The sequence below is a fragment of the Dactylosporangium siamense genome, from assembly GCF_016862795.1.
Taxonomy (GTDB): domain Bacteria; phylum Actinomycetota; class Actinomycetes; order Mycobacteriales; family Micromonosporaceae; genus Dactylosporangium; species Dactylosporangium siamense.
Genome location: NZ_BONQ01000104.1, coordinates 1 through 25,753, shown reverse-complemented (window position 1 = coordinate 25,753; position 25,753 = coordinate 1). Strand labels below are relative to the sequence as shown.

Below are 25,753 nucleotides of genomic sequence, written 5' to 3'. Positions count from 1 at the left end.
CGGATGTGGCAGTCCCCGCACCGCCCGGACACCCCGCTCGAGCTGACGTTCCGCCCGGCCACCGCGCCGATCGACGCGCCGGTGGCCAAGCTCGGCGGCCGGCCCTTCTGGCTGGACGAGCCGCTCTGGCCGGTCTCCGCCGAGTCGGGGCTGCCGATGACGTTCGTCGGGCAGTTCCCGCTCCCGGGTCCCGCGCCGCGAATGAGCTACCTGTTCATCACGCAGGACGACGCGTCCATGGCGCCGACGTTCGAACCGGAGGCCGGCGAGAACGCGTTGCTGGTGCAGCCCGGCGGCCGCGTGCCGGCGTTCGTCACCGGCCTCCGCCAGCCGACCGGCCCGTCGCTGTGGCGCCGCGGGGCGACGTGGACCGACCGGGTTCCCGTCGAGCTGCACGTGGACGCCCGGCCGTTCACGGGGGCTTCGCTTTCGCTGTACCACCGCGAAATCGACACCCAGGAAGCCGCACTGCGCGGCGACACCGCCGACGACGGCTCCGGAAACGGGTTGCTGCGGCGCAGCTACGCCGGCGGGAAACCGCTGTTCTGGCAACCCTGGACCACCGTCATCGACCCGGCCTGGCAGTTCTTCTTCCAGCTGGACGGCGCCGAGGGCTGCGATGAGGACGCCTACGCCCTCAACTTCGGCGGTGGCACCGGATACGCGCTGCTGAGCGAGGACCAGCGGGAGGGACGCTTCTTCTGGGACTGCGTCTGAGCAAACGGCGGCCTCACGCCGGGCGGACGTCGGCGCTCAGGTCGATGAGGCCGCCGCCGGGTCGGGCCGCGATCTGGCGGCGGCGCAGGCGGGCGGCGATGACCGTGCCGCCGACCAGCGCGGCCACCTGCATCCGCACCAACTCGGCGGCCCGGTCGTCGGCCGGCCCGGCACCCACCCCCGCGACATACGTCAGAAGGCGAATCCCGGCGGCGCGGGTAGTTTTGCACGCATGGACGGAACACCGTTGGAGCGGCTGTGCGCCCACCACGGTGTCCCCACCCCTGCGGTGAGCCCGGCCACGCTGGTCGCCCTCGCGCCGGTCCTCGACCTGCATCCGGCCGACCTGCTCGCCATCGGCGGCGCCGAGATCCCCGGCGCCTACCTGCCGGCCACGACCGCCGACGCCACCACCGAACTCGCCCGGATCAGGTCAGCCACCTGGGATGCCAGCGAGGAGACCCTGGCCGCGTTGGGAGGGTTCGTGCGGTCCCTGCCCGCGGCCCCGGACCGGGCCGGAACGCCCCCGTGGCCGGCGCTGGACCCGGTGACGGTCGGCGGGGTGGTCGGCCGGCTGATGCACGTGCGCAACATGTCGAGACGGTGGGTCGCGGAGGATTCCGGGCTGGCCGCGACCACCATCAGCCGCCTCACCAACGACGGCATCGACGGCAGGCCGGCCGCGGACATCATCGAGACCCGGTTCGTCCTGCGCGTCGCCGACGCGCTGAGCCTGCGGCACGGCGACTTCCTGGCGATCGTCGGCCGCGTGGACGAGATCACGCCGGCGCTGCGCGAAGCGGACCGGACCAAGCCCCCGAGCCAGCGCGGGCGGCTGATGAAGGACCTCGCACCGCTGCCGCCCGAGCAGCTCCGGCAGGTCGCCGAGCACGCGAAGGCGACCCGCACCGACGGAACATGAGCGGCTGTTGCAGCTGGGCCGCTTGAGGTTCCACCCGGTGGAACCCGCAGACTCGGTCCGTGGACAGCGAGGCGGGGCTCTACACGATCGGACAGCTCGCGCGGCGCGCCGGGGTGCCGGCGCGGACCGTGCGGTTCTGGTCGGACAGCGGCGTGCTGCCGCCGGTCGACCGGTCCGGCGGCGGATACCGGCGCTATGACGCGACGGCCGTCGCCCGGCTGGAGCTGATCCTCACCCTGCGCGACCTCGGCCTCGGCCTCGAGGCCGTGCGGGCCCTGCTGGACCGGCAGGTCACCCTCGCCGAGCTCGCCGCCACCCACGTCAAGGCCCTGGACGCGCAGCTGCGCACGCTGCGGGTGCGCCGGGCCGTCCTGGACACCGTCGCCCGCCGGGGCAGCAGCACCGAGGAGATGACCCTGATGAACCGGCTTGCCAAGCTGTCCGCGCAGCAGCGCCAGCGCATCATCGACGACTTCGTCGGCACCGCGTTCGACGGTGCCACGGACCCGGACGCCGCGGTCGTGGCCGGGTGGATGCGGGAGCTGCCCGCGGAGCCGACCGCCGAGCAGCTCGACGCCTGGCTGGACCTCGCCGAGCTGGTCGCCGACCAGGGCTTCCAGGGCAGGATCCGCACGATGGTGCGCAGCGGCACCGGCGACGACCTGAACTTCGGGTTGACCATCCGGCCGCTGGTGCTCACCCACGCCGGCGGCGCCGTCGAGCGCGGCGTCACCCCCGACTCCGTCGAGGGGCGGGCCGCCCTCGACCGGATCGTCCCGGCGGACCTGCCGGCCGGGGAGGCCGCCGCGCTCGTCACCTGGCTGGAGCTGGTCGCCGATCCCCGCGTCGAGCGGTACTGGCAGCTTCTCGCCGCACTCAACGGCACCGACGCCGGACCACCGGCCGTGCCGGCCTTCACGTGGCTGCTCGCGGCGATGCGCGCACACCGGCATCCCGGCGGATCAACCTAGGCAGGGTGGCGGCGGCACCACTCGGCGGGTGTCATGCCGTAGGCCGCACGGAAGCGGCGGGAGAAGTGCCGCGGGGCGAGCGACTCAGGGGTGAGCGCCGGGTCGCCGAGGCCGGCGTCGATCGACGCGCGGATCACCGTGCGCAGCGACCCGGCACGCCCGGCCCGGGCCCGCGGGTGATCCGCGTGGTCGGCGTTGAACCCGATCGCCGCGTTCGGCCCGTCCCAGCGGCGACCTTGACGGCAGTGGGTGACGAGGCGGTGCTGAGCGCGGTGAGGATGGCCCCGGCCGAGTCGGCGGGCGAGAGCCCCGGGTGTCGACCAGCACGGCCATCGCGGGAGCCTGTCGGAGCTTCCCGGCACTACGATGGGTGCGTGGCCGGCGGGGTGCACGAGGTCGAGAGCAAGCACCGCGTGCCGGACCCGGCCGCCCTCGTCGACCGGCTCGAGGCGCTCGGGTTCCGGGGCACACCGGAGCAGGAGCAGCTCGACGAGTACTACGACACCCCCGACGGCCGCCTGCGCGGGCAGGACCTGGTGGCGCGCCTGCGAGTGGTCGACGGCGTCGCGACCGCCGGGTTCAAGGGGCCCCGCACCGGCGCCGACGACGGCACCTACCGGCGGGTCGAGGTGGAGTTCCCCGCCACCGGCGAGGTCCGGGACGCGTTCGCCCGGCAGGGCCTGATCCTGGTCTGGCGGCTGGCGAAACGGCGCCGCGAGTTCCGGCGCGGCACCGAGCTGGTGATCGCCGTCGACGAGCTGCCGGAGCTGGGCGGCTACGCGGAGTTCGAGGGCGACCCGGCCGGCATCGCGGCCGCCCGCCAGCAGGTGGAGGGCCTGATCGGCCCGCCCGAGCCGCGCAACTACGCCGAGCTGGCCGCCGAATGGCTGCGCGACCACGGCCGCCCCGACGCCCGCGAGCTGCTGTTCTGAGCCGTGATCCGGAAGACCTTGGGCACCCGGTGGTGCACAAAGTCTTCCGGATCACGGGAACGAGAACTAGACGGTCGCGAGGCGGTTGTAGATGCAGATCGGGCGATGCCCGCCGTCCTCCGGCCGCAGCGGGCACGCGCCGCACGGCGACGTCGTGCGGGCCAGCTCGGTGTCGCCGGCGCGACGCAGCAGTGCGCCGTCCTGCCAGCGGTACGCCGCGAGGGCCTCATCCTCCAGCAGCATCCCGCACGCGAAGACCGCGCCGCTGGGCAGGAACTGCAGGTTGGTGCGGTCCCGCACGGCGCAGACGCCACGGTCGGCGCCGGGCACCGGGAAGTCGAACGCGACCTGGCAGTCGACGGTGAACGACTGGCGCGACGGGCGGTAGTCGGCGACGACGTCGAGCACGTCGCTGCGCCAGGCCGCGGCCGGCACCGACTGGTCCGCGGCGTGCAGCGCGCCCCGGCCCACGGGCGAGAACCAGTGCATGTTGAGCCGGCCCGCCCCGCTGGCTTCGGCGTACACCAGCATCTCCGGCACCAGATGGACCGTGTCGGCGAGGACGGTGCAGTTGAGGTCGAACGGCACCCCGGCGGCGCGCAGTTCCTCGACGGTGGCGACGGCGTCGGCGAACGCACCGCGGCCGCGCAGGCGATCCACGACGGTGGCCGATGGTGCGTCCAGGCTGACCGCGACCCGGCTCAGCGCCTGGTGTACGGCCGGCAGGGCCGCCCTGAACTGCCGGCTCCCGTTCGTGACGGTCCGGACCCGGATCGGCGTGGCCGCGGTGTCGCGGACGATCGCCGTGAACTCGGGGTGCAGGGCCGGTTCACCGCCCAGGACGGTGATCTCGGTCGCGGCTCCGGACGCCCAGGCGGCGATCGCGGCGACCGTCGCCGGCGTCATGTGCTGCGTCCGGTCGAAGTAGGCGTCGGGCAGGAAGCAGTACGAGCAGCGGCGGTTGCACCGCGACGTGATGTAGAGATCGATGCTCTCGAGCTTGAAGTCCGAGGCGGCGAGCCGGGTCACGCGGCGAATCATGCCATCGCCAGGGCCGGTCCGTGGCCGAACCGGTCAGCGCGGCTTGAGCGAGTCGCGCTCGGCGAGCTCGAGCACCATACGGCGCTCGTCCTCCTCGCCGGTGCGGATCACGCTCGCCGGGCTGCGGAAGCCGAGCGCCGGGTGCAGGTCGCGGGCCCAGGCGCGGGCGACGCTGCCGAGGTCGAAGAGCCGCTGCACCTCCAGCGCGCAGTCCAGCCTGGTGCGGACGCCGGGGTCCCGGAGCGCGACCTCCGCGGACCAGCCGGCCAGCGGCGCGTCGAGCCCGGCGCCGAGCAGGTAGGCCAGCAGGTCCGGACCCCAGACCTGCTCCGCGGTGTCGAGCAGCACGAGGTCGTCGACGGCCGGCTCGAGGTCAGCCTCGGCTGTGGCGGGGGAAGCGCCCATGCTCTTGACGGTACCCGTGGGCGCCGTGCCGCGCATGGGCCGATCATCCCGCGCTGAGGGTCACACCGACTCGTGCATCAGCAGCGCCGCCACCTCGCGGGCGATCACCCGCACGGTGCCCGGGCGCAGCCGGGCGTCCAGCAGCGCCGCGCGGACGGCGTCCCACGAGTCGAGCAGCCTCCCGTCGTAGGACAGCGCCGGCCGGTTGCGCAGGTACCGGTGCAGCACGACCGCATGCTGCACGGTCCAGTGCAGGTAGTGGTCCTCGCGGTCCCAGCTGTCCAGCCGCATCGCCTTGCGCAGGTGATCCTCGACCTCGCGGAAGCTGCGGGCGCCGAGCATCCGCGCGTCCTGCCGGACGTTGGCCATGACCGGGTGGAACAGGTGGCCGACGGAGTCGGGAAACGTGTCGTGCCACTGGTCCCACATGACCGCCTCGTCCTCGCCGCCGAGGGTCATGACCGCCTCGGGGCGGGTGTCGCGCAGCAGGAACTGCAGGTACGCCCAGATCGCCGGGGTGCTCATCAGCCGCTCGGCGCGGGTGGTGCGGATCTGCGCGCCGACCATGGCGTCGTCGATCTCCAGGTCGCCGACGCCGGGGAACGCCTTCGCCGCGCGCGCCACGTCGAGGATCATCCGGTCGCCGCGGTAGTACTCCAGCTGCACCGCCCACGGGTGCGTCGGGCGGCGCAGCAGCTCCGGGTCCTGCAACCGCTCGGCGACGCGGCCCGGCGAGCAGAACGCCATCAGCGAGTCGACCTCCGGCGGCCGGGCACCCTCGACGAGGGCGAACCAGCGCTCGACCTCGTCGGTGAACCGGACCCGCCAGCTGCGGGTGTGCTGGTCGCCGGCGAGGTCGTCGAAGCACAGCACCACCCGGACGCCCCGCGCGGACAGCGCCGCCGCGACGGTCGCCTGCACCGCGTAGATGAGCGTGGGCTGGCGCAGCCGCACCGGCCAGAAGACCAGTTCGAGGGGTGTGTCCGGGGTGTCGTCGACGCGCCGCCACCGGAACTCGTAGTCCAGCTGCCGCAGCAGCTCCACCGCCGACGGGCGGGTGCCGAGGATCGCCTCCAGCGTCGGCAGGTGGACGCGGTGCAGCGCGGTCCCCGCCGGCGGCACCGCCACTGGGGCGACGGGCTCGGCCGGTGCGCTCGTCAGCGGGCCGGGCTGGGCTCCCGGCTGGGCTCTGGTCAGTGAGACGGGCAGGGCGGCCAGGCCGCGCCGGACCGCCGGGAACAGCCGGTCGACGTCGACACCGGTGTAGATCAGCGCAGCGCCGGCCGGCGACGCGTCGTCGTCGTGCCGGGCCCACAGCACGTCGGACTGCTCCTGGACCGCCCGGGTCAGCGCGTCGTTGCGGCCCGGCGGGTAGCCGGCCACGCAGATCGTGTCACCGCGCAGCGCCGCGGCCAGTGCGGCGACGATGACGGTGTCGTCGGCCCGCGGCGGCACGGGGTCGTGCAGCAGCGAGCGCTCGTCGGTCTCCGACGTCGGCCGCCAGTACCCGTGCAGATGCAGCACGTCGATGCCGTCGGTGGGACCGAGCGGCCCGGCGAACGTGCCGTCGCGCCGCAGGGTGAGGCTGCGCGCGGTGCCGCCGGCCCGGCGCACCGCGATCTCGATGAGCGGGTCGAAGTTGGTCGTGACGACCCGCCGCTCGAAGCGGTCGGGCAGGCCGGCGAGGAGCGCTCCCAGCGCCTCGACGCCCGGGGTCAGCGACCACGCGTCGCGGTCCTCCTCCAGCTGCACGCCGCGGTGGTAGCCGACGCGTTCCCAGCCGGCGGCGGTGGCGCGGTCCGGCCGGTACGCCTCCAGGGTGGCCCGCTGCACGACGATGTCGAACTCGACCGGCGACAGCCACTCGGTGAACGCCTGGCGGTAGGCGGCGTACAGGGCACCGCCACGCCGGGTGGCGCGCAGCCCGGCGAGGGCCGCCTGCAGGTCGGTGTTCTGCAGCGCCTGCCCGACGAACTCGTCGGCGAGCTCGACCATCCGCTCGACGCCCGGCACCACCCCGGCGGTCAGGCCCGAGCCGAGGACCAGGGTGACGTCGCGCCCCTGCCGGATCGTGGTGACCAGGCGGTGCACGAGGCTCTGCTCGGTTCCGGTCATGCCGTCACCTCCGCTGCGCTCCGGCGCCGGACTGACAAGGCTGCACGGCCGCTGCGCTCCGGCCCGGTCATGCGCTCACCACGCCTGCTGCGGGTCGGCGAGCCAGGTGGCGAGGTCGGTGCCCGCGTCGACGAGGTCACCGGCGGCCAGCTCGGTCTCCAGCTGGTGCGGCCGCCAGCCGAGGTACCCGACGAACAGGTACGCGGCCGCCACCACGGCCTCCGCCCGCGCCGGGTCGGCGTCCAGCGGCACGACGACGAGCCCCGGGCCGAGCACCCGCCACCCGTCCGGCGGCACGGCGCCGGCCCGCAGCACGGCGAGCAGCACCACCACGTCGCGGACCGGCCCGCCGTCCAGGACCGCCGGCACGTGCAGCGACGCGGCGAGGTCGTCGCCGAGCACGTGCGCGGGCGAACGGGTCGCGGGGCGGTCCAGGCGCACCCCGATCGCGCCCTCGATCGGCGAGTGGGCGAGGATCGCGACGACCCCGTCGAGCTCCGGATCGGCGGCGTCGGCCGCGCCGCGCAGCACCCGGCCGACGAGGGAGCTGTCGAGGCGCGGCGTTTCCGGCGGCGGCCGCTCCGGGGGCCGCACCGCCCGGCGGGCGTTGACGACGATCGGGATCCGGTCGCCGCCGTTGCGGGCGCGCAGCTCCGGGATCGGCCGGCCACGGGCCCACTGCACCCGCCGGATCTCCTCGTGCAGCGTGCCCAGGTCCAGCAGCGCCGGCCCGCCCTCGACGCCGTCGCGCAGCAGCTCGACGAGCACGCCGGTGAACGCGGTGAGCGGCTCGTCCGGCGGGGCGAGGGCGATCCGGTTGCCGGACGCGGCCACCAGGACGCAGCTGCGGTCGATCTCGACCTGGGTGGCGAGGGCGGCGTCGTCGCCCGCCCCGAGGCCGGGGATCGCCCGACCGGCGTAGCAGCAGTCGAGGATGACGACGCGGTGCGCGCTGCGGCTGCCCTGCACGAGGCGGCGCACCCAGTCGAACGGCACGGCACTGGAGTAGGCCGAGTCGGGCATGGTCTGGCCGACCGCGAGGTGCAGCACGCCCGTGTCGGGGTCGATGACGCCGTGGCCCGCGAAGTACAGCAGCAGCAGGCCCGACACGTCGACCTCGGCCGCGGCGCGGCGCATCACCGTGTGGACGTCGCGGGGCGTCTCCGGGTTGTGCACCACGCGGCACGCGTCGGGGTCCAGCCCCCACCTGGCCGGGTCCACCAGGACGTCCCGCAGGGCGGTGAGGTTGCCGGTGACCGCGGGGATGGCCGGGAAGTTGTCATACGTGCTGGACCCGACGAGCACCACCCGCGACCGACGCGCGTCGGACAGTCCCGTCAAGACGCGGGCTCGTCGAGCCGCCGGTCCCCGGACTCGTCCCCCACCCAGGCACGCACCACGCCACCTTCTCCCGGCCTCGGCCATCGACCCTCGTCGTCGGCACCGAGGGTATACGGTCGACGCCGGTCGGTGCACGGCACGCCACGACTCGGCTCTGAGCCGCCGAGCCGCGGCACCTCAACCGCCTCAACCACCTCAACCACCGAGCGCCGGCCCTTTACCCGCCGAGCGCCGGCTCCTTGCCGTCGATGAAGTCCACGACGGCGCCGACGACCTCGGGCTCGCGCAGCAGCCGGCGGTGCCCGAGCCCCGACGTGACGCGCAGCCGTGCGGAAGGCCACGCCTCGGCGATCGCGATGCCGTCCGCGACGGGGATGGACCGGTCGGCCCGGTCGTGCACGATCAGCGTCGGCGGCATCTGCACGGCCCGCCCGATCTCCGGCACGTCGAAGTGCCGCATCGGCGCCCCGACCCGCCGCTCGACCCGCCGGGTGAGCCGCTGGAGGGTCCGCGGTCCGAACCCGAGCACCCGGGCGAAATAGCGGGCGTAGGACGCGGGACTCGCCATCGGCGCGATCATGACGACCCGACCGGCCCGCAACCCGTCGCAGAGGGCGACCGCCGCCGCGACCGAGCCGAGTGAGTGCGCGACGATCGCCTCGGCCGGCCCGTGCTCGGCGACCACTGCCTCCAGCGCGGCGGCGAACTCCGGGATGGACGTGGACCGCGGCCCGAACGCGCCGGGGCCCGACCCGCCGTGGCTCGGCGCGTCGAACGCGACCACCCGGAACCCGCGCCCGACGAGCCCCGGCACGAACGGCTCCAGCTGCCCGCGGTGCCCGGCCCAGCCGTGCAGCAGGTACACCGCCGGCCCCTCACCCCAGGAGGCGCCGACGACGTCCGTCGCACCGACGCGCACGGTGAACGGCCGCCCCGGGTCGCCCGCCGTCGCGGCCCGCACCTGCCCCGCGGCGTGTGCGGCCCGCACGGTCCGCCTGGGCAACCGGAACCAGATCCGCTCGGCCCACCGCGCCCCCACCGCCGGCGCCGTCCGTTCCAGCAGTCCGAACGCCATCCGCAGCGGTCGCGGTGCTCGAAAAAACCGATCGTTCGTGCTTTTTTGCAACGCCACTGCGGCCTCGGCGACCATGGAACTCCTCCGTGAAAGTGGGTGGATCGATGAAGTGCGCCTGCGTCGATCAGCTCCGGACGCGGTCCAGCAGGGCGTCGAGGGCCTGCCGCGCCCGCCGCTCGGAGCGCTCGTCCTCGAGCAGGTGGAAGCCCTGATGGAAGGCCAGCAGGACGCCGTTGAACTCGTAGGCGCACTGCTCCGGGTCGACGTCCCCGCGGAACGCCCCGTCGGCGATCCCGGCCCGGAACATCGTCATGATCATGTCAGTCATGTCGCGCTCGCCCCGGACGACCTCGTCCCGCACGGCGCCCGGCTGGTGGTGGAACTCGGCCGCCGCGGTCACGAACAGGCACCCGCCGGGCACCGCCTCCCACCGCAGCCACCCGTCGAAGAGCACCCGCAGCCGCGGCTCCCCGCGTGGCGCCCCCAGCGCCGGCCGGACCACCTGGTCCACGAACCGCGCCCGGGCGTGCTGGAGCACCTGCAGCTGCAGTGACTCCTTGGACTTGAAGTGCCCGAAGAGCCCGCTCTTGGACAGCGCCGTGCGCTCAGCGAGGGTGCCGATGGTCAGCCCACCGAGCCCGACCCCGCGGGCCACCCTCGCCGCCTCGTCCAGCACCGCGAGCCGGGTCTCCTCGCCCTTCCCCATGGCCTAAGAAAAGCACGAACGTTCGCATCTGGCAAGCGCGGGCGCGGCGGGCCCCCACCGCCTGCGGCCCGCGGATAGGGTGATGCCGTGAAAGTCACCTGGAAACAGGTCGCGACCTGGCGCATGCGGCGCCAGTACGTGCATCCGCGCACGAAGCGCAGCGCCAGCGAGATCGTCGGCCGGCTGTGCGGCGTCCAGGCGCAGGTGTGGAGCGCCGCCGAGCTGGCCGTCGCGTTGCGGCAGACGACCCCCGACGGCGACGCGGTCGACCGGGACGTCGCCGACCTGACGCTGATGAAGACCTGGGCGATGCGCGGCACGCTGCACCTGCTGCGCCCGGACGACGCCGGCGCCTACCTGTCGCTGATGGCGGACCTGGGCAGCTGGCGCAAACCGTCCTGGACCAAGGCCTCCGGTGTCACCCCGCAGCAGATCGACGAGCTGACCGAAGAGGTGGCCGGCATCCTCGACGGGGGTGCGGAGCTCACCCGCGACCAGCTGGTGACCCGGCTCGTCGCCGACAAGCGGTTCGCGAGCATGGAGGAGCGGCTGCGGTCGGGGTGGGGTTCCGTGCTCAAGCCCCTCGCGTGGCGCGGCGCCCTGTGCCACGGTCCCAACCAGGGCAACAAGGTCACGTTCACGTCGCCGGCGAAGAAGTTCGGGTCCGCCTGGAAGGGCATCCCCGGGCCCGACGACGCCGCGCCGCTGGCGATCGAGCGATACCTGGGCGCCTACGGGCCCGCCGCGCCCGAGACCTTCGACCGCTGGCTCACGCTCGGCAGCACCAGCCGGCCGAAGCTCCGCAAGTGGTTCGCCGCCCTGGCCGGCAAGCTGACCGAGGTCGACGTCGAGGGCCGCAAGGCGCTGATGCTGACCGAGCACCTCGACGACCTCGCGGGCGCCGCCGCGTGCCAGGGGGTCAAGTTGCTCGGCCACTTCGACCAGTACATCCTCGGCCCCGGCACGAAGGACGACGCGCTGCTGGACGCCAGGCACCGCGCCGCGGTGAGCCGCACGGCGGGCTGGATCTCCCCCATCGTCGTGGTCGACGGCCGGGTCGAGGCGGTGTGGGCAATCGACGGCAAGGAGCTCGTGGTCACTCCCTTCGACGGCGTCAGGTTGCCGATGAAGGATCTCGAGCGGGAGGCCACGCACGTGAGCAAGGCCAACGGCGTGACCGGGCTGACGGTCCGCGTCGCCTGACCGTCACACGAAGCGGGCCTGAGCGTCGCGAAACGGGCCTGGGCGCCGCGAATTGGGCCTGAGCGTCACGCGAAGCGGGCCCGGTGCAGGTCGCGCAGCAGGCAGATCTCCGCACCGTGGTGCATGACCTCGCGGTTGACGTGCAACATCAGGGTCGCCATCGGCCGCTTCGACCACGGTCCCTCGGCCGCGCCGATCGCCCGCGCGAGGGCCGCACCGTCGAGCCCGACCACGGCTTCACGCCAGCCGCGGTAGTGCCGCTCCAGCGTCGCGACGGCCTCGTCCGCGGTGACCGGCAGCCGTGCCGTGGCCGCGGTCAGCGAGCCGTCGCCGAAGTGCGTGCTGGTGCGGAAGCCGAGCACGTGGAAGGCGACGTGGGCCATCCGCCACGCGATCGTGGTCACCGGCGGCGGATCCGGGGCCGATGGCGAGCCGTCCAGCGTCGCGTGGCCGTCCCCGCCGATCCGCACCGACCAGCAGTCCCGCACCGGCTCCCAGAAATACTCCTCGTCGGTGAGACCGGCCAGCCTGGGCGCCAGGTGCAGGTCCCAGTACAGGTCGAGCTGGTCGACCACCTCGGCACGCCACATCATCAGCGGCTCCCTTCGGTGTGCGCTGCGACGGCGGCCCGGCGGGTGCGGTGGGTGCGCACCTTGTTGCGGTTGCCGCAGCGCTCCATCGAGCACCAGCGGCGGTTCCCCGGCCGGGACGTGTCGAGGAAGATCAGGCGGCAGTGGTCGCCGGCGCACTCCCGGACCCGCTCCCGCAGCGCCGGCGTGCCGATCACGTCCAGCGCGTCGCGAGCGAACACGCCGAGCACCTGCGCCCCGGTGATCGGGACGACCCATCGGCGGCCCAGATCCGCCGCCTCGACCCGCAGCCTCGGCGGCTCCTGCACGAAGCCGTTGATGACCTCGAGGTCGGCGGGGAGCACGTCCCGCCCGTGCGCCAGGGCCGGCGCGACCGCCCAGAGCGTGTCCCGCAGGTGCCGGATCCGCTCCAGGTCGGCGGCCCGGATCCGCAGGTCGGCTGGAGCGAGCGGCGCGGCCGCCGCGAGCCGGGTGCGCGGCAGCCAGTCCGCCAGGTCGGCCGGGCGGTGCAGGATCTCCCAGTGCCGGTAGTCGCCCGGACCGCCGGTGGACAGCAGCTCGATGCTGAGACTGCCGGGATCGAACGAGAACCGCTGGCCGCCCCCGCTGGTCAGCACGTGGATGCCGGGATGCATGTAACCAGTTTAACCGGTAGCGTGTGGGTATTCCACGAACCGGAAGGGGGCAACATGAGCGTCGAAACCGAGCTGCGGCAGCTCGAGGAGGAGATGTGGCGCGCCAACCGCGAGGGTGACGGCTCGTTCTACGACCAGGTCGTCCGCGATGACGCCCTGGTCGTGAGCAAGTACGGCGTCGCGGGCAAGGCCGAGATCGTCCCGACCATCACCAAGAACGAGAACCCGTTCCTGAAGACGACGCTGGCCGACCTCAAGGTCCTGCGGATCAGCGACGACAGCGCACTGGTCACCTACAAGGCGACGGTGACCGCGCTGATCAGCGGTGCCGAGCGGACGTTCCAGGTGCTCGCCACCAGCGTCTACGGCCGCACCGGCGACGGGTGGCGCAGCGTGTTCCACCAGCAGACCGAGGTCTGAGACACGGGCGACCGGCCCTGGTCCCCGGTAGGACCGGGGCCGGTCCCGTTCACCGGTCCGGGTATCCGTCCAACGGGTCAATGGTCATCGTCCTGCGCAGAGGGTCGGGCGACAGCCATCCGGTCAGCCGCTCGCCCGGCAGCAACGCCGCCCAGTCGACGGCGGCGCGGGAGCGGGTGCCCGGGGCCAGCAGCAGGGTGAACGCCCACGGCTCCTGCCCGTCCGGCCCACACCACGCCCGCCCGCGGACACACGGCCGCGGCACCGGCTCGAACTCCTCGGCGACGAGCCCGTCGCACCAGTTCCGACGCAGCCGCTCGTCGGCGAAGCCCTGGAACTCGGCGCAGATCCGCCGCTCCAGTCGCGCCCAGAACTCGTCCTCCCCCAGTCGCCCGGTCATGCCGCCGCGACCACCTCGATCTCGACCAGCCAGCTGCTGACGAGGGTCTGCACGACGATCGCCGTGGTGGGGACGGCGCGCCCACCGAGCGCGGCCACCCGCGCCGCGGCGTTGGCGTCGGCCTGGCCGGCGTCGGTCAGGTAGCTCGTGAGCCGCACGATGTTGTCGACGGTCATGCCGGCCGCGGCGAGAATGGCGCGGATGTTGGACCAGATCAGGTCCAGCTGCTCCGCCAGAGTCTCGCCGGCGGTGCCGTCCTGCCGCAGCCCCATCGTCCCCGCCACGAACAGCAGCCGCTCGGCGCCACGGACCTCCATCGCGTGGACGTAGTCGTCGGTGGCCGGATAGACGCCCACGGCGGGGGCGTGCGGCTGCAGCTGCATTCCCGCCATGCTGCCAGACCCGCGGGACCGGTGCGTGCCCCGCAGACCGCCCATCGCGGCGGGATATGCCACGATCGGTGCGGCCCCTGGAGGTTGCGCCGTGCGTCCCGTCCATCTGTTGCTCGCCTGTGCCGCCCTGGCCGGTCTGCTCGCCGGATGCGACAGACAGCCGCCGGCAACCGACGCGGTCATGGAGCGGACCCTGCAGGTCACCAACGGCGCCGACCGGCCGCTGCCCACGCTGCTCGTCCACCCCGTGACCGGCGGCCGCTTCCCCGTCGTCGTGTTCAGCCACGGGTACACCCGCCGCCCGGAGGACTACCGGCGCCTGTTGCGGATCTGGGCGGCGGCCGGGTTCATCGTCGCGGCGCCCACCTTCCCGCACTCGGCCCGCGGGTCGCGGCGCCTCGACGACAAGGACATCGTCAACCAGCCCGGCGACGCCGCCGCCGTCCTGACCGCGGTGCTAGCGCTCGACGGCACCGCCGGCGACCCCCTCGCCCGGCGCGTCGACCGGGCCGCCGTCGCCGCCGCGGGGCACTCACTGGGCGGCATGACGACCGTCGGCATGTTCACGAAGCACCGCGACGACCGGCTCACGGCAGGCATCGTCCTCGCCGGTGGTCAGTGGCCGTTCGGGGTGGGCTACAGCGGCGATCCGGCTCCGATCCTGTTCGTCCACGGCCGCCAGGACACCGTGGTCAGGTTCGAGGGCTGCACCGAGGCGTACGACCCGCTCCCCTGGCCCAAGGCCCTGCTGGACCTGGCGAACGGCGATCATCTCGACCCGTACCTCGGCCCCGGCACCGACTTCGACACCGTCGCCGCCGTGACGGTCGAGTTCCTGCACTGGTCGCTGCGGGGCGACCAGGCGGCCCGCACCCGGATGACCGCGGGCACCCGCGGCAGGCTGGAGGACCGGCTGTAACCGTCAGTCCAGGGTGGTGCGGGCGGCGGCGAGGAATGCGTCGCGCAGGTCGTCGAGCTCGGTGTAGAGGTCGTCCAGCGACGGCACGCCGTCCCACACCGCCCGGTTGAGGCGGCGGAAGTAGGCGCGGGCCACGGCGTTCACGCTGTTGGGGAACAGCACCCGGAGCATGTGCTGGGCGACCCAGAACCGCCGCATCGTCTCCCGGGCGGTGGTGTGCCAGGGCTCGCCGGCGCTCCAGCTGTCAGGGCGGTCGATGGCGACCCGCTCCGCCTCGGCGGCGACGGTGACGAACCGCTCGAGATGGACGAGGCGCTCGGCCCGCCGGGCATCGTCCTGCCGCCGCTGCTCGGCGTGCGCGCTCATGCGTTGCGCGTGGTGCTGCACCAGGTAGGAGAGCCCGCCGCCGAGCACGACGCCGCCCAGGGAAGTGATCGCGGTGACGAGCTGACCGTCCATTGTGCTCACTGTAGTGCCGCCTTGCTACTTAACCCGTTAAGTGCTGTACTGAGGCAATCGACGAGTGTCGAAGCGGCCCTGACCGCCATCCGGGCCGCATCGTGCAGATCGGAGCTCCCATGACCCATCCCCGCCGCAGGCTCGCCGGCCTCGCCGCCGGGCTCCTCGCCGCCGCCGGAGCCGCCACCGGACTCGTCGTCGCCGGGACGCCGGCACCGGCCTCCGCCGCGACCGGCTTCCGGGTGTCCGGCACCCGGCTGCTCGACGCCAAGGGCAACCAGTTCATCATGCGTGGCGCGAACCACGGCCACGCCTGGTACACCGGCCAGACCCAGGTCTGGGCCGACATGAAGAACTCCGGCGCCAACACCATCCGCGTCGTGCTCACCGGCGGGCGCTACGGCTACAGCAGCGCCGCCGACGTCTCCGCCGTCATCTCCCGGTGCCGGTCCGCCAAGCTCGTCTGCGTCCTGGAGAACCACGACACCACCGGCTACGGCGACCAGGGCGGCGCGTACGCCCTCGACGCCGCCGCCGACTACTGGCTCGCCGTGAAGAGCGCGCTGCAGGGCCAGGAGGCATACGCGATCATCAACATCGGCAACGAGCCGCTCGGCAACAACAGCGCCGGGCAGTGGGCGGGCGCCACGAAGAACGCGGTGCAGAAGCTGCGCAACGGCGGCCTGCAGCACACGCTCATCGTGGACGCGCCCAACTGGGGCCAGGACCACCAGTGGATCATGCGGAACAACGCGGCCGGGGTACTGGCGGCAGACCCGTTGCACAACACCGTGTTCTCGGTGCACATGTACGGCGTGTACGACACCGCGCAGGAGGTCTACACATACCTCGACTCGTACTTCAACGCCGGGCTGCCGCTCATCGTCGGCGAGTTCGGGCACTGGCACTCCGACGGCCCGGTGGACGAGGACGCCATCATCAACCACGCCAACTACCGCGGCATCGGCTGGCTCGCCTGGTCGTGGTCCGGCAACGGCGGCGGCGTGGAGTACCTCGACATGGTCTACGGCTTCAACGTCAACAACCGCGCCTGGTGGGGCGACCGCATCATCTGGGGCACCAACGGCTGGAAGCAGACCTCGAAGCAGGCCACCGTCTACAGCTGAGACGGTGGCCCGCTCCGCGCTACTGGGCGCGCAGGTGGTCGATGTCGTGCACGCCGTTTCCGTCGAACCAGACGTAGACGGCGCGCACGTCGGCCAGGGCCGCCGCGTCGCAGGACATCGCGGTGCCCAGGTCGGCCTCGACCGTGGTGGTGCCGCCCGCGCCCGCGTAGCCCCAGGTCGACTGGCACCAGGTGTACGCGTCGCCGGTCTGCAGCGCGATGCTGTAGGAGGTGCCGGTCGCGCCGGTGCGCAGCTCGTAGCGCAGCACCGCCCTGCCGGACAGGTCGACGCGCTCGGGCAGGCCGGCGACGCCGAACCAGCCGCCGTCCGCGGTGGTGACCCGCAGCCCGGCCGCTCCCTCGGGGTGGAACTCGGTCGTCTGCGCCACGGTGCCGGCGTTGGACTGCCAGCTCGCCGGCGCCCAGCCCTCGGTGCCGGACTCGAACGACGCCAGCACGAGCGGGTCGCCGGGGCGGTTCTTCACCGTGATGCGCAGCTCCGCCACGTTGGACGTGCGGCCGGCCTGGTCGCGGATGGTGTACGGGGCGACGACCCGGCCGGTGAACCCGGCGGCCGGCGTGAAGGTGACAAGGCCCCGGTCCAGACGGAACCCGCCGCCGGGCACCGTCACCGTCGCCTGCTGGCCCGCGGCGGCGGGGTCCAGGTCGATGGTGGACGGCTGCACCTTGGTGCGGTAGGCGATGTCGTTGGCCGCGGGCGCCACCGTCACCGGCTCCTCCCGCAGGGTCTGGGCGGTGTCGTGGTCGGCGACCGGCGGGCGGGACCGCTGGCCGCGGCGCAGCTCGTCGCCGGCGTTGGCGACGGTGGTGCAGACGGGGCTCGGGCAGTAGACGGTGAAGCCGTCGTAGTCCGGGTAGTCGGTGCCGTCGTCCTGGACGCCGGACAGGATCCAGTAGAGGAACCCGTCGATGCCCGCGCGCACGGCGGCGTCGGTCCACTCCTTGTACACGACGTTGCGGGTCGCCTTGTCCAACAGCCCGAACTCGCCCAGCAGCACGGGTTTGCGCAGCCGGTCGGCGAGGCGGACATGGCTGGTGATCCAGCCCGTGCCCCAGGCCGGATCCTTGTTCCAGTGGTCGGGGTAGAGGTGGAAGGACAGCAGGTCGACCGCCGGCAGGGCGGCCAGGGCCGCGGAGTTCACCCCGTCGGCGCAGTTGGTGGTGAAGTCGGTGCCGGCCCGGTCCGTGCACAGGAATCCCTCGTCGCCGGAGCCGATGAGGTGCCTGCCGTCGACGCCGTCGATGTGCCCGCTGATGTCGGCGGCCCAGGCGGTGACCGTGGCGTCGGTGCAGGTCGCCGAGCGCGGGTAGACCCCGGACCCGCCGCAGCGGGGCTCGTTGGCCAGCTCCCACGCCATGATGGTGGGGTCGTCCTTGTACTTGACGCCGGTGAGGCTGTTCGTGCGGTTGAGCACGTGGCTGATCCAGTCCTTGTACCAGCCGCGGATGACGGGGTCGGTGTAGAACTGGTCGTGGTGGGTGCCGCCGCGCCAGCGCACGTACTGGTCCATGCCGCCGAACGCGCTCCAGTTGTTCGTCAGCGGGATGACCAGCTTGATGCCCTTGTCCCGGGCCGACTTGACGACCTGGTCGAGGTGCTGCAGGCCGTCGGGCCCGTCGTTGTAGGCGGGTCGCGTCCCGTCCCAGTACTGGAAGTAGACGCCGTTCTCCTTGTGGTGCACGGATCCGGTGTCGTCCTGGGCGCCGATGTCCAGGAACCCCCAGGTGCGCAGCACGGTGAAGCCGGCCGCGGCCGCGTCGGCGAAGACGTCGTCGACCATGGCCGGTGACCGGTACATCAGGTAGTAGTTGTTGGACCCGGCGAACCGGAAGTCCTTCCCGTTGAGCTGCAGGTCGTCGCCGTGGCGCACGACGAAGCCGTCGTGGCTGGGGCTCGCGGAGGCCACGCCGGCGCTCGCCGCGAGGGCGAGGCCGGCGAACCCGGCGAGGAGGCGTCTGATCATCGGTCGCCTTCCTGGCGGTGGAGGCAGCACGTGGCTGCGAGGTGACTTAACCGACTCAGGTCGGAGCGTACGAGTGTCCATCAATGGATGTCAACGATGTCTTTGACACCTGGGGATGATCGCAATACGGTCGCTCTTATGCGCTTCAGCTCTCGGGTCACGATCCGACAGGTCGCCACCCACGCCGGGGTTTCCGAGGCGGCGGTGTCGTATGCGCTCAACGGCCGGCCCGGCGTGTCCGAGCAGACCCGCGCGAAGGTCCTCGCGGCCGCCGGGGAGCTCGGCTGGGCACCGAACATCGCCGCGCGATCGCTCGGGCTGTCCCGTGCCAACGCGATCGGGCTGGTGCTCGTGCGGCCGCCGCGGGAGCTGATCGTCGACTCGTACCTCACCCAGATGCTCAGCGGGGTCGAGGCCGCGCTCAACCGCGACGGCATGAGCCTCCTGCTGCACCTCGTCGCCGAGGTCGACGACACCGTCGAGGTGTACCGCAGGTGGTGGGCCGGCCGGCACGTCGACGGCGTGATCGTCACCGACGTGCGCGAGGACGACCCGCGCATCGACGCGCTCGTCGAGCTCGGCCTGCCCGCCGCGGTCATCGGCGGGCACGGCGGCCTCGACCCGATCAGCACCGTCGACGGCGACGCCGCCGGCACGGCCGGCCGGGTCGTGGAGCACCTGCGGGCGCGGGGGCACCGGTCCGTCGCCCGGGTCGCCGGCACCGCCGAGCTGCTGCACACCCGGCAGCGCGACCTGGCCTACCTCGACGCGCTGGAGCGGGCCGGGATCGACCGCTATCTGGTGCTGTACACCAACTACAGCGCCATGGACGGCATGAGCGCCATGCTGCGGCTGATGAGCGGCAGCGAACCGCCGACCGCCGTGGTCTTCGACAACGACGTGATGGCGGCCGCCGCGCTGAAAGTGGTGCACGACATGGGGATGGCGGTGCCCGGCGACGTCTCGGTGGTCGCCTGGGACGACTCGGACCTGTGCCAGCTCACCGTGCCGACGATCACCGCGGTGGAGCAGGCCCCCGCGCACCAGGCGGAGCTGACGGCCCAGGCACTGCTGAGGACCCTCCACACCGGCGAGGTCACCCACGCCACGGTGCCGCCCGGGACGCTGCACGTGCGGCAGTCAACGTAAAGATCGCTGATACTCGTGTTCGGCGAGGCCGAGCGCGCCCAGGACGCCGGAGAAGGTGCCGAGGTCCGGCGGCACGATGTACTCGTCCATCCGGGCCGTCGCCGGCACCGCGTCAAGGGCCTTGCCGAGGCGGTCCGCGGTCGCCGACCGGACCGCGTCGAGGAGGCCGGGGATGTTCAGCACCCCGCCGCCGACGACGATGCGGTGCGGCATCAGCAGGTAGATGATCGACGTCATCAGCTGGGCGAGGTAGTGCGCCTCGAGTTCCACCGTCCGCGCGCGCAGCGGGCCGAGGTCGCGGGCGGACCGGCCGGCCCGGCGTTCGATGGCGGGCCCGCTGGCGAGGCCCTCGATGCAGTCACCGTGAAACGGGCAGGTGCCGGCGAAGTCGTCGGCCGGGTGCCGCCGCACGTGCAGGTGGCCCATCTCGGGGTGCAGCAGGCCGTGCAGGGGCTGCCCGTTGACGATGGCACCGCCGCCGATGCCGGTGCCGACCGTCACGTAGACGACGGTGCCCTGCCCGCGGCCCGCGCCCCAGCGGTGCTCGCCGTAGGCGGCGCCGTTGACGTCGGTGTCCAGCGCCACCGGCACGCCGAGCCCACGGCGCAGCGCACCCACCAGGTCGGTGCCGCCCCAGCCGGGCTTCGGCGTGGTGGTGATGTGGCCGGAGACGAGGTCGAGTGGGCCGAACGAGGCGACCCCGAGCGCGGCGATGTCGTGGCCGGCGGCGCGCTGCGCCCGGAAGTAGGCGATGATCCGCTCAAGGGTCTCCGCCGGCGAGGTGGTCGGGATCGTCGTGCGGTCCAGGACCGCGTCGGGCCCGACCCCGACCGCGCACACGACCTTCGTCCCGCCGGCCTCGACACCCCCGAAGACAGGCCCGTTCAGGCCGACGCTCATTTGCCCGCTCCGGCGGTGAAACCGTTGTAGATGAACCGTTGCAGGGCGAGGAACGCGATCAGGGTGGGGATGATGACGAGGATGACGCCGGCGGAGATGACCTCCCACTGCGCCCCGAACGGGCCCTTGAAGCGATACAGCGACGTGGAGATGACGCCCAGCTCCTGCGACGGCATGTACAGGAACGGGATGTAGAACTCGTTGTACATGGCGATGCCCTTGATGATGACGACCGTCGCGATCGCGGGTTTCAGCAGCGGCAGGATGATTCTCCAGAAGATGCCGAACGGGCCGGCGCCCTCCATCGCGGCGGCCTCGTCGAGCTCGCGGGGCACGCCGCGCAGGAACTGCCGGAAGATGTAGATGGAGATGATGTCGGTGCCGAGGAAGAGCGCGATCGCCGACCAGCGGCTGTCGTAGAGGTCGAGGGCGTCGACGACCTTGAACGTGGCGACCTGCGTGGTGACGCCCGGCACCAGCGTGGCGAGCATGAAGAGCGCCACGACCAGCTTGCGGAGGCGGAACCGGAAGCGGTCGATGGCGTAGGCGGCCATCGAGCCGATGAGGACGGTGCCGGTGAGGGAGACGGCCATGATGACCGACGTGTTGATGAAGCCGCGGAGCATGTGCCCCTTGGTGAACGCCGTGACGTAGTTGTCGAAGTTGAGCCAGTCGCCGGGCGGGTCGAACGGGCCGCTGTTGAGGTACTCGTTGTTGGTCTTCAGCGACGCGAGCACCAGCACGACGGGCGGCAGCAGCACCACCAGGCTCGCGCCGGTCAGCGAGAGGTACTTGAGCACGCGGGCGATCACGACAGGTCCACCTTCTCGTCGGGCGCGACGCGCCGCTGCAGCCACGTGACCAGCAGGATGATCAGCAGCAGTACCACCGCCATCGCCGAAGCGAGGCCGAGCTTGTAGTACTTGAAGGCCATGTTGACGGTCTGGATGACGAAGGTCTCGCTGTCGTTCGCGCCGCCGGTCATGATGAACGGGATCTCGAAGACCGACAGCGAGCCGGAGATCGCGAGGATGAACGACAGCCCGACGATCGGCCGGATGCCCGGCAGGATGATGTGCCGGAACTGGTCCCAGCGGCTCGCGCCGTCGATCTCCGCCGCCTCGTAGAGGTGCGCCGGGATCGACTGGATCGCACCGAGGAACAACACGAAGTTCAGTCCGAGGTACCGCCAGATCGACGTGCCCGCGAGGGACCAGTTGACCACTGACGGGTCGCCGAGCCACTGCTGGGTCGCGCCGCCGAGGCCGAGCGCCGACATCGCCGAGTCCAGGGTGCCACCGGGCTGGAAGAAGAACAGGAAGATCATGCCGATGGCGACGCCGTTGATGAGGTACGGGAAGAACAGCACGCCCTTGAACAGGTTCCGGAAGCGGGTGTTGAAACTCAGGATCGTGGCGAAGTACAGCGCGAGCCCGATCTGCACCACCGAGGCGCCGATGTAGTACAGGCTGACCTTCAGCACCCCGAACAGCTCCGGCCGGGTGGCGATCTCGACGTAGTTGTCGAGCCCGACGAACTCGCGGCTCGGGCTCAGCCCGTCCCAGGACGTGACGCTGTAGCCGAACATGTTCACCACCGGGATGTAGGTGAACACGATCAGGAACGCCAGCGGCGCGGCGAGGAACAGGTACGGCGTCAGCGTGCGGGCGACGTTGTGCGGGCGGGCCGGCCGGCCCGCCCGGCGCAGCTCGGACGCCGGTTTGGTGTCAATGGCCATCGGGCTCACCTTCAGGGAGCGGCGTGCGGCCGTTCGGGCCGCACGCCGAACAGCGTTACTTGAGCTTGGCCCGGGTGTCGGCCCACTTCTTGTTCAGGTCGGCGAAGATCTGCTCCTTCGTCTCCTTCTTCGCGCCGCGGGCCGCGTCGACGAGCCGCTGGCGGTACTTGCCGTCGAACAGCGCGATCTCGGCCGTGTTGCCGATCTTGTCCGCGAGCCCCTCCTCGCCCTTGGGCGCCGGGTTGATCTCGATGAACTCCGTCTTGGCCGCCTGCAGGTCCGCCAGGGACGCCGGCAGCTGCGCGCTGGTCACCACCGAGACGCCGCCCTGGTCGATGGCGTAGTTCGACTCGTCGGCGAACCAGTCGACCCAGGCCCGGGCGGTCGCCTTGTTCTTGGAGTTGACGTTGATGCCGTTCTTGTAGTCGCCGCCGACGACCGTGTGGAACTTGCCGTTGACCTGGTTCGGGAACGGCCAGTAGCCGATGTCGTCCTTGCTCGTGGCGGCCGCCTGCATCTGCACCACCGACCACGAACCGAGGACCATCGTGGCGATCTTCCCGGTGCCGAGCATGCCCTTCGACTGCTCCCAGTTCGTGGTCGTCGGGTCGGCCTCGGTGTAGCCGCCCTTCACCGCGTCGAACAGCAGCGAGTCGATGATGTACTGCTCCTTGCCCGGGCTCCACGGCGCGTCGTCCTTGGCCAGCTTCGTCACCGCCTCCGGGTCGCCGCTGACCGCGCCGCGCACGCCCTCCCACTGCCCGAGCGGCCAGCCGTCCTTGTAGTTGGTGTACAGCGGGACCACGCCGGTCTTGTCCTTGATGGCCTTCAGCGCCGACAGGAACTCCTCCGGCGTCGTCGGCGGCGTGGTGATGCCGGCGGCGGTCCACACCTTCTTGTTGAACACGTAGCCCTGGGCGTTGCCGGTGATGGCCAGGCCGTACACCTTGCCGCCGAACGTCTGCTCCGAGCGTACGAAGCGATACTTGTCCTTGAGCTCGTCCACGGTGCCCAGCGGCTCGAAGAACGACGGCAGCTGGTCGGCGGTGACCGAGTTGGGGATCGGCAACACGTCGCCGTAGTTCTTCGTGTTCATCCGGACGCGCACCTCCCCCTCGTAGTCGGTGATCGCCTCGAACTTGACGTTCGTGCCGGGATACTTGGCCTCGAACTTCTTCTTGTACTCCGGCAGCACGGTGTCGACGAGGTCGGTCCGCTGCGTCAGGACCGTGATGTCACCGGCGATCTTGCCGTCGCTGCCACTGCCGGCGTCGTCCCCGCAGGCGGTGAGGACGAGGGAGGTCGCGGCGAGCACGGCGATGAGGCGTTGCTTCATATGCACGGGTACCACCTTCCGATGTGAGGGGGTGTTATCGGTTGTGCTGCACAGGTGCCATGGTCAGAACGAACGCATGAGATCCAGGAGATGGACGTCGACGTCGAAGCCGTCGCGCCGCTCGAAGACCGCGCCGGGCCGGTGGTGCCCGACGATGCCGAACGGGCCTTCGAACTCCCACAGGGCATAGCCCCAGCCGAACTGGCCGAACACGTCGAACAGGTCGGCGAACCAGGCGCGGGCGACCTCGTCGGGGGTGTGCTCGTAACAGCCGAACTCGCCGACGTGCACGGGCACGCCCGCGGCTTCCAGGTCGCGCCACGGCGCGTAGAACTCGCGCAGGGCCGCGCCGTCCCACCACCGGCCGGCGTAGTCGCACGGGTAACCGGGTGCCGGCAGCCCGCGGTGCTCCGGCCACCACTCGGCCCGGTAGTGCGACACGCTCATCGGCTGGTAGCCGCGGACGCTCTGGGTGAGGCCCAGGTCCGCGAGCTCCGGCATGGCGAGGTTGCCACCGTCGAGCCCGTCGACGACCAGCGGCCGGTCCGGCGAGATGGCCCGCACGGCGCCGACCGCGTGCCGGATGACGGCCTCGTGGGCGGCCCGGGTGAAGCCGCGCAGGCCCAGCGCCGGCGGTTCGTTGACGAGGTCGAAGCTCAGGTCCTGCGGCGGGACGTCCGCGTAGCGCGCCGCGAACCGTTCCCAGGTGGCGACGAACGCGTCGCGGGCGGGCCGGTCCGCCCACAGGTTGTAGGGCTCGGTCTCCCAGCCGGTGATGATGTAGCCCGGCGCGCGGTGCAGGTTCAGTGAAAGATGCAGCCCCCGCTGCCGGCAGGCGGCGAGGGTCTTGTCCACCAGGGCGAGCACCGACTCGTCCGCCCGGTAGGGGTCGCCGCCGATGCTCCACAGCCGGTAGTCCGTCGGCAGCCGGATGAAGTTGAACCCCCACGCCGCGACGGCGTCCAGGACGCGCTCGTCGGGGCCCGAGGCGCCGGCGTTGGCGTTGAACATCCACTGGACGTTGAACCCGTGGTGGGACATCGCGGGACCCTTCAGGCGGCGCGGCGGGGACTGAACCGGATAAGTTCCATCAACCTAGGCCCGCTCTCTGAAGCTGTCAATCCCACGTTTCACAACAGTTTCAGCACCGGGCCCGGGTGGCGCTCCGCCCACGCTGCCACCTCGTGCAGCCCGACTGAAGCGCATAACAACACCCGCCGCGGCGGTAAGGTTCACGCTCGTGGACATCGACGGGCTCACCAACCTGCCCGGCTATCTCGACGCGGACGGCCAGCGGGACCTGCTCGCCACCGTCGACGCGCTGCCGTGGCGCGAGGACCTGCGCCGACGCGTCCAGCACTACGGTTACCGCTACGACTACAGCCGCAAGAAGGTCGACGCGGACGAGTTCCTCGGGCCGCTGCCGGCGTGGGCCGGCGGGCTCGCCGAGCGGCTGCACCGCGACGGTCACGCACCCCGCCCGCTCGACCAGGTCATCGTCAACGAGTACCAGCCGGGTCAGGGCATCGCCGCGCACGTCGACTGCGTGCCGTGCTTCGCGGACACCGTGCTGTCGGTGAGCCTCGGCTCCGCGTGCGTGATGACGTTCAGCCTGCCGAAGGCGCAGCGGCGGGTCGACGTGCTGATGGATCCCGGCAGCCTGCTGGTGATGCGCGGTCCGGCACGGTACGACTGGCGCCACGGCATCGCCGCGCGGAAGTCCGACCGGTGGCAGGACTGCGTCATCCCCCGCGGGCGGCGCGTGTCGCTGACCTTCCGGACCGTACTGATCACCTGAGCGGTGTCAGCTGGGGCCGATCGCGGGCAGGGCGCCGCCGTACGCGTCGATGAGCGCTCCGGTCAGCGAGGTGCGGATCAGTTCGAGGGTGTCGCGGCCCATGAGCGCGGCCCAGTCGGACTCGAGCTCCACGTAGATGTCCTCGACGGCGGTGAGCAACTCGCGCCCCTGGTCGGTGAGGACGACCGACTTCATCCGGCCGTCCGCGCCGTCCGCACCCGCGGCGCCGCGCTCGACGAACCCGCGCCGCTCCATGGCCTCCAGCAGTTTCGAGGCCGCCTGCTTCGAGGTGCGCATCAGCTGGGCGATCTCGCCGCCCGTGGTCGGTCCGGTCCGGGCGGCCAGCAGGACGTAGCCGGTGGCCGGAGGGATGTCGGGCCAGCCGCGGTCGGCGAGACGCTGGTGCAGCCGCTCGACGAGGTACCGGCCGGCCATCGCGAACAGCCGCGCCAACGGCACCGGCGGCACCGGCACGGAC

At 72.2% G+C, this 25,753-nt stretch carries 30 protein-coding genes; 10 read left to right on the top strand and 20 right to left on the bottom strand.

The genetic code is table 11. The features are described 5' to 3' along the window. Positions 1-3: 3 nt before the first annotated feature. The gene (locus Dsi01nite_RS32495; protein WP_239136333.1) at positions 4-717 is read left to right on the top strand and encodes a hypothetical protein; all 714 of its coding nucleotides are present in this window, start codon (positions 4-6) and stop codon (positions 715-717) included. A gap of 13 nt (positions 718-730) precedes the next feature. Here Dsi01nite_RS32495 and Dsi01nite_RS32490 read toward each other — a convergent pair whose 3' ends face one another. After that, the gene (locus tag Dsi01nite_RS32490; protein ID WP_203850140.1) at positions 731-895 is read right to left on the bottom strand and encodes a hypothetical protein; all 165 of its coding nucleotides are present in this window, start codon (positions 893-895) and stop codon (positions 731-733) included. A 54-nt stretch (positions 896-949) separates the two neighbouring features. Between Dsi01nite_RS32490 and Dsi01nite_RS32485 the strand changes: the two genes are divergently transcribed. Together Dsi01nite_RS32485 and Dsi01nite_RS32480 are read left to right on the top strand one after the other, a co-directional pair. Then, the gene (locus Dsi01nite_RS32485; protein WP_203850139.1) at positions 950-1,639 is read left to right on the top strand and encodes a helix-turn-helix domain-containing protein; all 690 of its coding nucleotides are present in this window, start codon (positions 950-952) and stop codon (positions 1,637-1,639) included. Between the two features lie 59 nt (positions 1,640-1,698). Continuing rightward, entirely contained in the window at positions 1,699-2,610 is a 912-nt protein-coding gene (locus Dsi01nite_RS32480) for a helix-turn-helix domain-containing protein (protein ID WP_203850138.1), read from the top strand. On the opposite strand, the gene Dsi01nite_RS32475 is transcribed toward Dsi01nite_RS32480, so the two are convergent. Continuing rightward, positions 2,607-2,747: a helix-turn-helix transcriptional regulator gene (locus tag Dsi01nite_RS32475; protein ID WP_203850137.1), complete on the bottom strand. Its 141-nt coding sequence runs from the start codon at positions 2,745-2,747 to the stop codon at positions 2,607-2,609. The two genes, Dsi01nite_RS32480 and Dsi01nite_RS32475, sit on opposite strands and share 4 nt — an antisense overlap. A 237-nt stretch (positions 2,748-2,984) precedes the next feature. On the opposite strand from Dsi01nite_RS32475, the gene Dsi01nite_RS32470 reads away from it, so the two are divergent. Beyond that, a complete protein-coding gene (locus Dsi01nite_RS32470; protein ID WP_203850136.1) occupies positions 2,985-3,542 on the top strand; it encodes a class IV adenylate cyclase in 558 nt (185 codons plus the stop codon). 66 nt (positions 3,543-3,608) lie between these two features. Here the strand turns inward: Dsi01nite_RS32470 and Dsi01nite_RS32465 are convergent, their stop codons facing one another. The 6 genes from Dsi01nite_RS32465 to Dsi01nite_RS32440 form a co-directional block, all read right to left on the bottom strand. Further along, a complete protein-coding gene (locus Dsi01nite_RS32465; RefSeq protein WP_203850135.1) occupies positions 3,609-4,571 on the bottom strand; it encodes a radical SAM protein in 963 nt (320 codons plus the stop codon). Between the two features lie 45 nt (positions 4,572-4,616). Further along, positions 4,617-4,988, bottom strand: coding sequence for a hypothetical protein (locus Dsi01nite_RS32460; RefSeq protein WP_203850134.1), 372 nt, complete (start codon positions 4,986-4,988; stop codon positions 4,617-4,619). Between the two features lie 60 nt (positions 4,989-5,048). Beyond that, complete coding sequence (locus tag Dsi01nite_RS32455; RefSeq protein ID WP_203850133.1) at positions 5,049-7,103, bottom strand: hypothetical protein; 2,055 nt, start codon at positions 7,101-7,103, stop codon at positions 5,049-5,051. Between the two features lie 75 nt (positions 7,104-7,178). Next, positions 7,179-8,444, bottom strand: a complete 1,266-nt coding sequence (locus Dsi01nite_RS32450; protein WP_203850132.1) for a YqgE/AlgH family protein — start codon at positions 8,442-8,444, stop codon at positions 7,179-7,181. A gap of 217 nt (positions 8,445-8,661) precedes the next feature. Then, complete coding sequence (locus Dsi01nite_RS32445) at positions 8,662-9,519, bottom strand: alpha/beta fold hydrolase (RefSeq protein WP_203850131.1); 858 nt, start codon at positions 9,517-9,519, stop codon at positions 8,662-8,664. 124 nt (positions 9,520-9,643) lie between these two features. After that, a complete protein-coding gene (locus Dsi01nite_RS32440) occupies positions 9,644-10,225 on the bottom strand; it encodes a TetR/AcrR family transcriptional regulator (protein ID WP_203850130.1) in 582 nt (193 codons plus the stop codon). Between the two features lie 87 nt (positions 10,226-10,312). Here Dsi01nite_RS32440 and Dsi01nite_RS32435 point away from each other — a divergent pair, with 87 nt between their 5' ends. Continuing rightward, positions 10,313-11,428 carry a winged helix DNA-binding domain-containing protein gene (locus tag Dsi01nite_RS32435; RefSeq protein ID WP_203850129.1) on the top strand — a complete coding sequence of 372 codons (1,116 nt, stop codon included), beginning with the start codon at positions 10,313-10,315 and terminating at the stop codon, positions 11,426-11,428. Between the two features lie 65 nt (positions 11,429-11,493). Here Dsi01nite_RS32435 and Dsi01nite_RS32430 read toward each other — a convergent pair whose 3' ends face one another. Both Dsi01nite_RS32430 and Dsi01nite_RS32425 read right to left on the bottom strand, forming a co-directional pair. Then, a complete protein-coding gene (locus tag Dsi01nite_RS32430) occupies positions 11,494-12,018 on the bottom strand; it encodes a DinB family protein (RefSeq protein ID WP_203850159.1) in 525 nt (174 codons plus the stop codon). Between the two features lie 2 nt (positions 12,019-12,020). Then, the gene (locus tag Dsi01nite_RS32425; RefSeq protein WP_203850128.1) at positions 12,021-12,653 is read right to left on the bottom strand and encodes a CGNR zinc finger domain-containing protein; all 633 of its coding nucleotides are present in this window, start codon (positions 12,651-12,653) and stop codon (positions 12,021-12,023) included. A 54-nt stretch (positions 12,654-12,707) separates the two neighbouring features. Between Dsi01nite_RS32425 and Dsi01nite_RS32420 the strand changes: the two genes are divergently transcribed. After that, positions 12,708-13,073, top strand: coding sequence for a nuclear transport factor 2 family protein (locus Dsi01nite_RS32420; RefSeq protein WP_203850127.1), 366 nt, complete (start codon positions 12,708-12,710; stop codon positions 13,071-13,073). A gap of 49 nt (positions 13,074-13,122) precedes the next feature. On the opposite strand, the gene Dsi01nite_RS32415 is transcribed toward Dsi01nite_RS32420, so the two are convergent. After that, positions 13,123-13,473 (bottom strand): hypothetical protein, encoded by a 351-nt coding sequence (locus Dsi01nite_RS32415; protein ID WP_203850126.1) that lies wholly within the window; start codon positions 13,471-13,473, stop codon positions 13,123-13,125. Continuing rightward, on the bottom strand, positions 13,470-13,856 hold the full coding sequence (locus Dsi01nite_RS32410) for a RidA family protein (protein WP_203850125.1): 387 nt from the start codon (positions 13,854-13,856) through the stop codon (positions 13,470-13,472). Before Dsi01nite_RS32410 ends, Dsi01nite_RS32415 begins: the two co-directional genes overlap by 4 nt. 100 nt (positions 13,857-13,956) lie before the next feature. Here Dsi01nite_RS32410 and Dsi01nite_RS32405 point away from each other — a divergent pair, with 100 nt between their 5' ends. Further along, positions 13,957-14,784 (top strand): poly(ethylene terephthalate) hydrolase family protein, encoded by an 828-nt coding sequence (locus tag Dsi01nite_RS32405; RefSeq protein WP_203850124.1) that lies wholly within the window; start codon positions 13,957-13,959, stop codon positions 14,782-14,784. Between the two features lie 3 nt (positions 14,785-14,787). On the opposite strand, the gene Dsi01nite_RS32400 is transcribed toward Dsi01nite_RS32405, so the two are convergent. Continuing rightward, complete coding sequence (locus Dsi01nite_RS32400; protein ID WP_203850123.1) at positions 14,788-15,243, bottom strand: hypothetical protein; 456 nt, start codon at positions 15,241-15,243, stop codon at positions 14,788-14,790. Positions 15,244-15,362: 119 nt separating this feature from the next. Between Dsi01nite_RS32400 and Dsi01nite_RS32395 the strand changes: the two genes are divergently transcribed. Further along, positions 15,363-16,370: a cellulase family glycosylhydrolase gene (locus Dsi01nite_RS32395; RefSeq protein ID WP_203850122.1), complete on the top strand. Its 1,008-nt coding sequence runs from the start codon at positions 15,363-15,365 to the stop codon at positions 16,368-16,370. A gap of 19 nt (positions 16,371-16,389) precedes the next feature. Here the strand turns inward: Dsi01nite_RS32395 and Dsi01nite_RS32390 are convergent, their stop codons facing one another. Then, a complete protein-coding gene (locus Dsi01nite_RS32390; protein WP_203850121.1) occupies positions 16,390-18,354 on the bottom strand; it encodes a cellulase family glycosylhydrolase in 1,965 nt (654 codons plus the stop codon). Between the two features lie 138 nt (positions 18,355-18,492). On the opposite strand from Dsi01nite_RS32390, the gene Dsi01nite_RS32385 reads away from it, so the two are divergent. After that, positions 18,493-19,503 carry a LacI family DNA-binding transcriptional regulator gene (locus tag Dsi01nite_RS32385; RefSeq protein WP_203850120.1) on the top strand — a complete coding sequence of 337 codons (1,011 nt, stop codon included), beginning with the start codon at positions 18,493-18,495 and terminating at the stop codon, positions 19,501-19,503. Here Dsi01nite_RS32385 and Dsi01nite_RS32380 read toward each other — a convergent pair. The 5 genes from Dsi01nite_RS32380 to Dsi01nite_RS32360 all read right to left on the bottom strand — a co-directional run bounded on the left by Dsi01nite_RS32380 (position 19,495) and on the right by Dsi01nite_RS32360 (position 24,518). After that, entirely contained in the window at positions 19,495-20,403 is a 909-nt protein-coding gene (locus tag Dsi01nite_RS32380) for an ROK family protein (RefSeq protein ID WP_203850119.1), read from the bottom strand. The genes Dsi01nite_RS32385 and Dsi01nite_RS32380 overlap by 9 nt on opposite strands. Next, on the bottom strand, positions 20,400-21,215 hold the full coding sequence (locus tag Dsi01nite_RS32375) for a carbohydrate ABC transporter permease (protein WP_239136332.1): 816 nt from the start codon (positions 21,213-21,215) through the stop codon (positions 20,400-20,402). The genes Dsi01nite_RS32380 and Dsi01nite_RS32375 overlap by 4 nt, the downstream gene beginning before the upstream one ends. After that, the gene (locus tag Dsi01nite_RS32370) at positions 21,212-22,141 is read right to left on the bottom strand and encodes a carbohydrate ABC transporter permease (protein ID WP_203850118.1); all 930 of its coding nucleotides are present in this window, start codon (positions 22,139-22,141) and stop codon (positions 21,212-21,214) included. Before Dsi01nite_RS32370 ends, Dsi01nite_RS32375 begins: the two co-directional genes overlap by 4 nt. A gap of 55 nt (positions 22,142-22,196) precedes the next feature. Beyond that, on the bottom strand, positions 22,197-23,477 hold the full coding sequence (locus Dsi01nite_RS32365) for an ABC transporter substrate-binding protein (protein ID WP_239136336.1): 1,281 nt from the start codon (positions 23,475-23,477) through the stop codon (positions 22,197-22,199). 63 nt (positions 23,478-23,540) lie between these two features. Beyond that, on the bottom strand, positions 23,541-24,518 hold the full coding sequence (locus Dsi01nite_RS32360) for a glycoside hydrolase family 5 protein (RefSeq protein WP_203850116.1): 978 nt from the start codon (positions 24,516-24,518) through the stop codon (positions 23,541-23,543). A 199-nt stretch (positions 24,519-24,717) separates the two neighbouring features. Here Dsi01nite_RS32360 and Dsi01nite_RS32355 point away from each other — a divergent pair, with 199 nt between their 5' ends. Beyond that, entirely contained in the window at positions 24,718-25,275 is a 558-nt protein-coding gene (locus Dsi01nite_RS32355) for an alpha-ketoglutarate-dependent dioxygenase AlkB (protein WP_203850115.1), read from the top strand. A gap of 6 nt (positions 25,276-25,281) precedes the next feature. On the opposite strand, the gene Dsi01nite_RS32350 is transcribed toward Dsi01nite_RS32355, so the two are convergent. After that, positions 25,282-25,753 (bottom strand): MarR family winged helix-turn-helix transcriptional regulator (locus Dsi01nite_RS32350; RefSeq protein WP_203850114.1); only part of this gene is annotated, 472 nt, incomplete at its 5' end.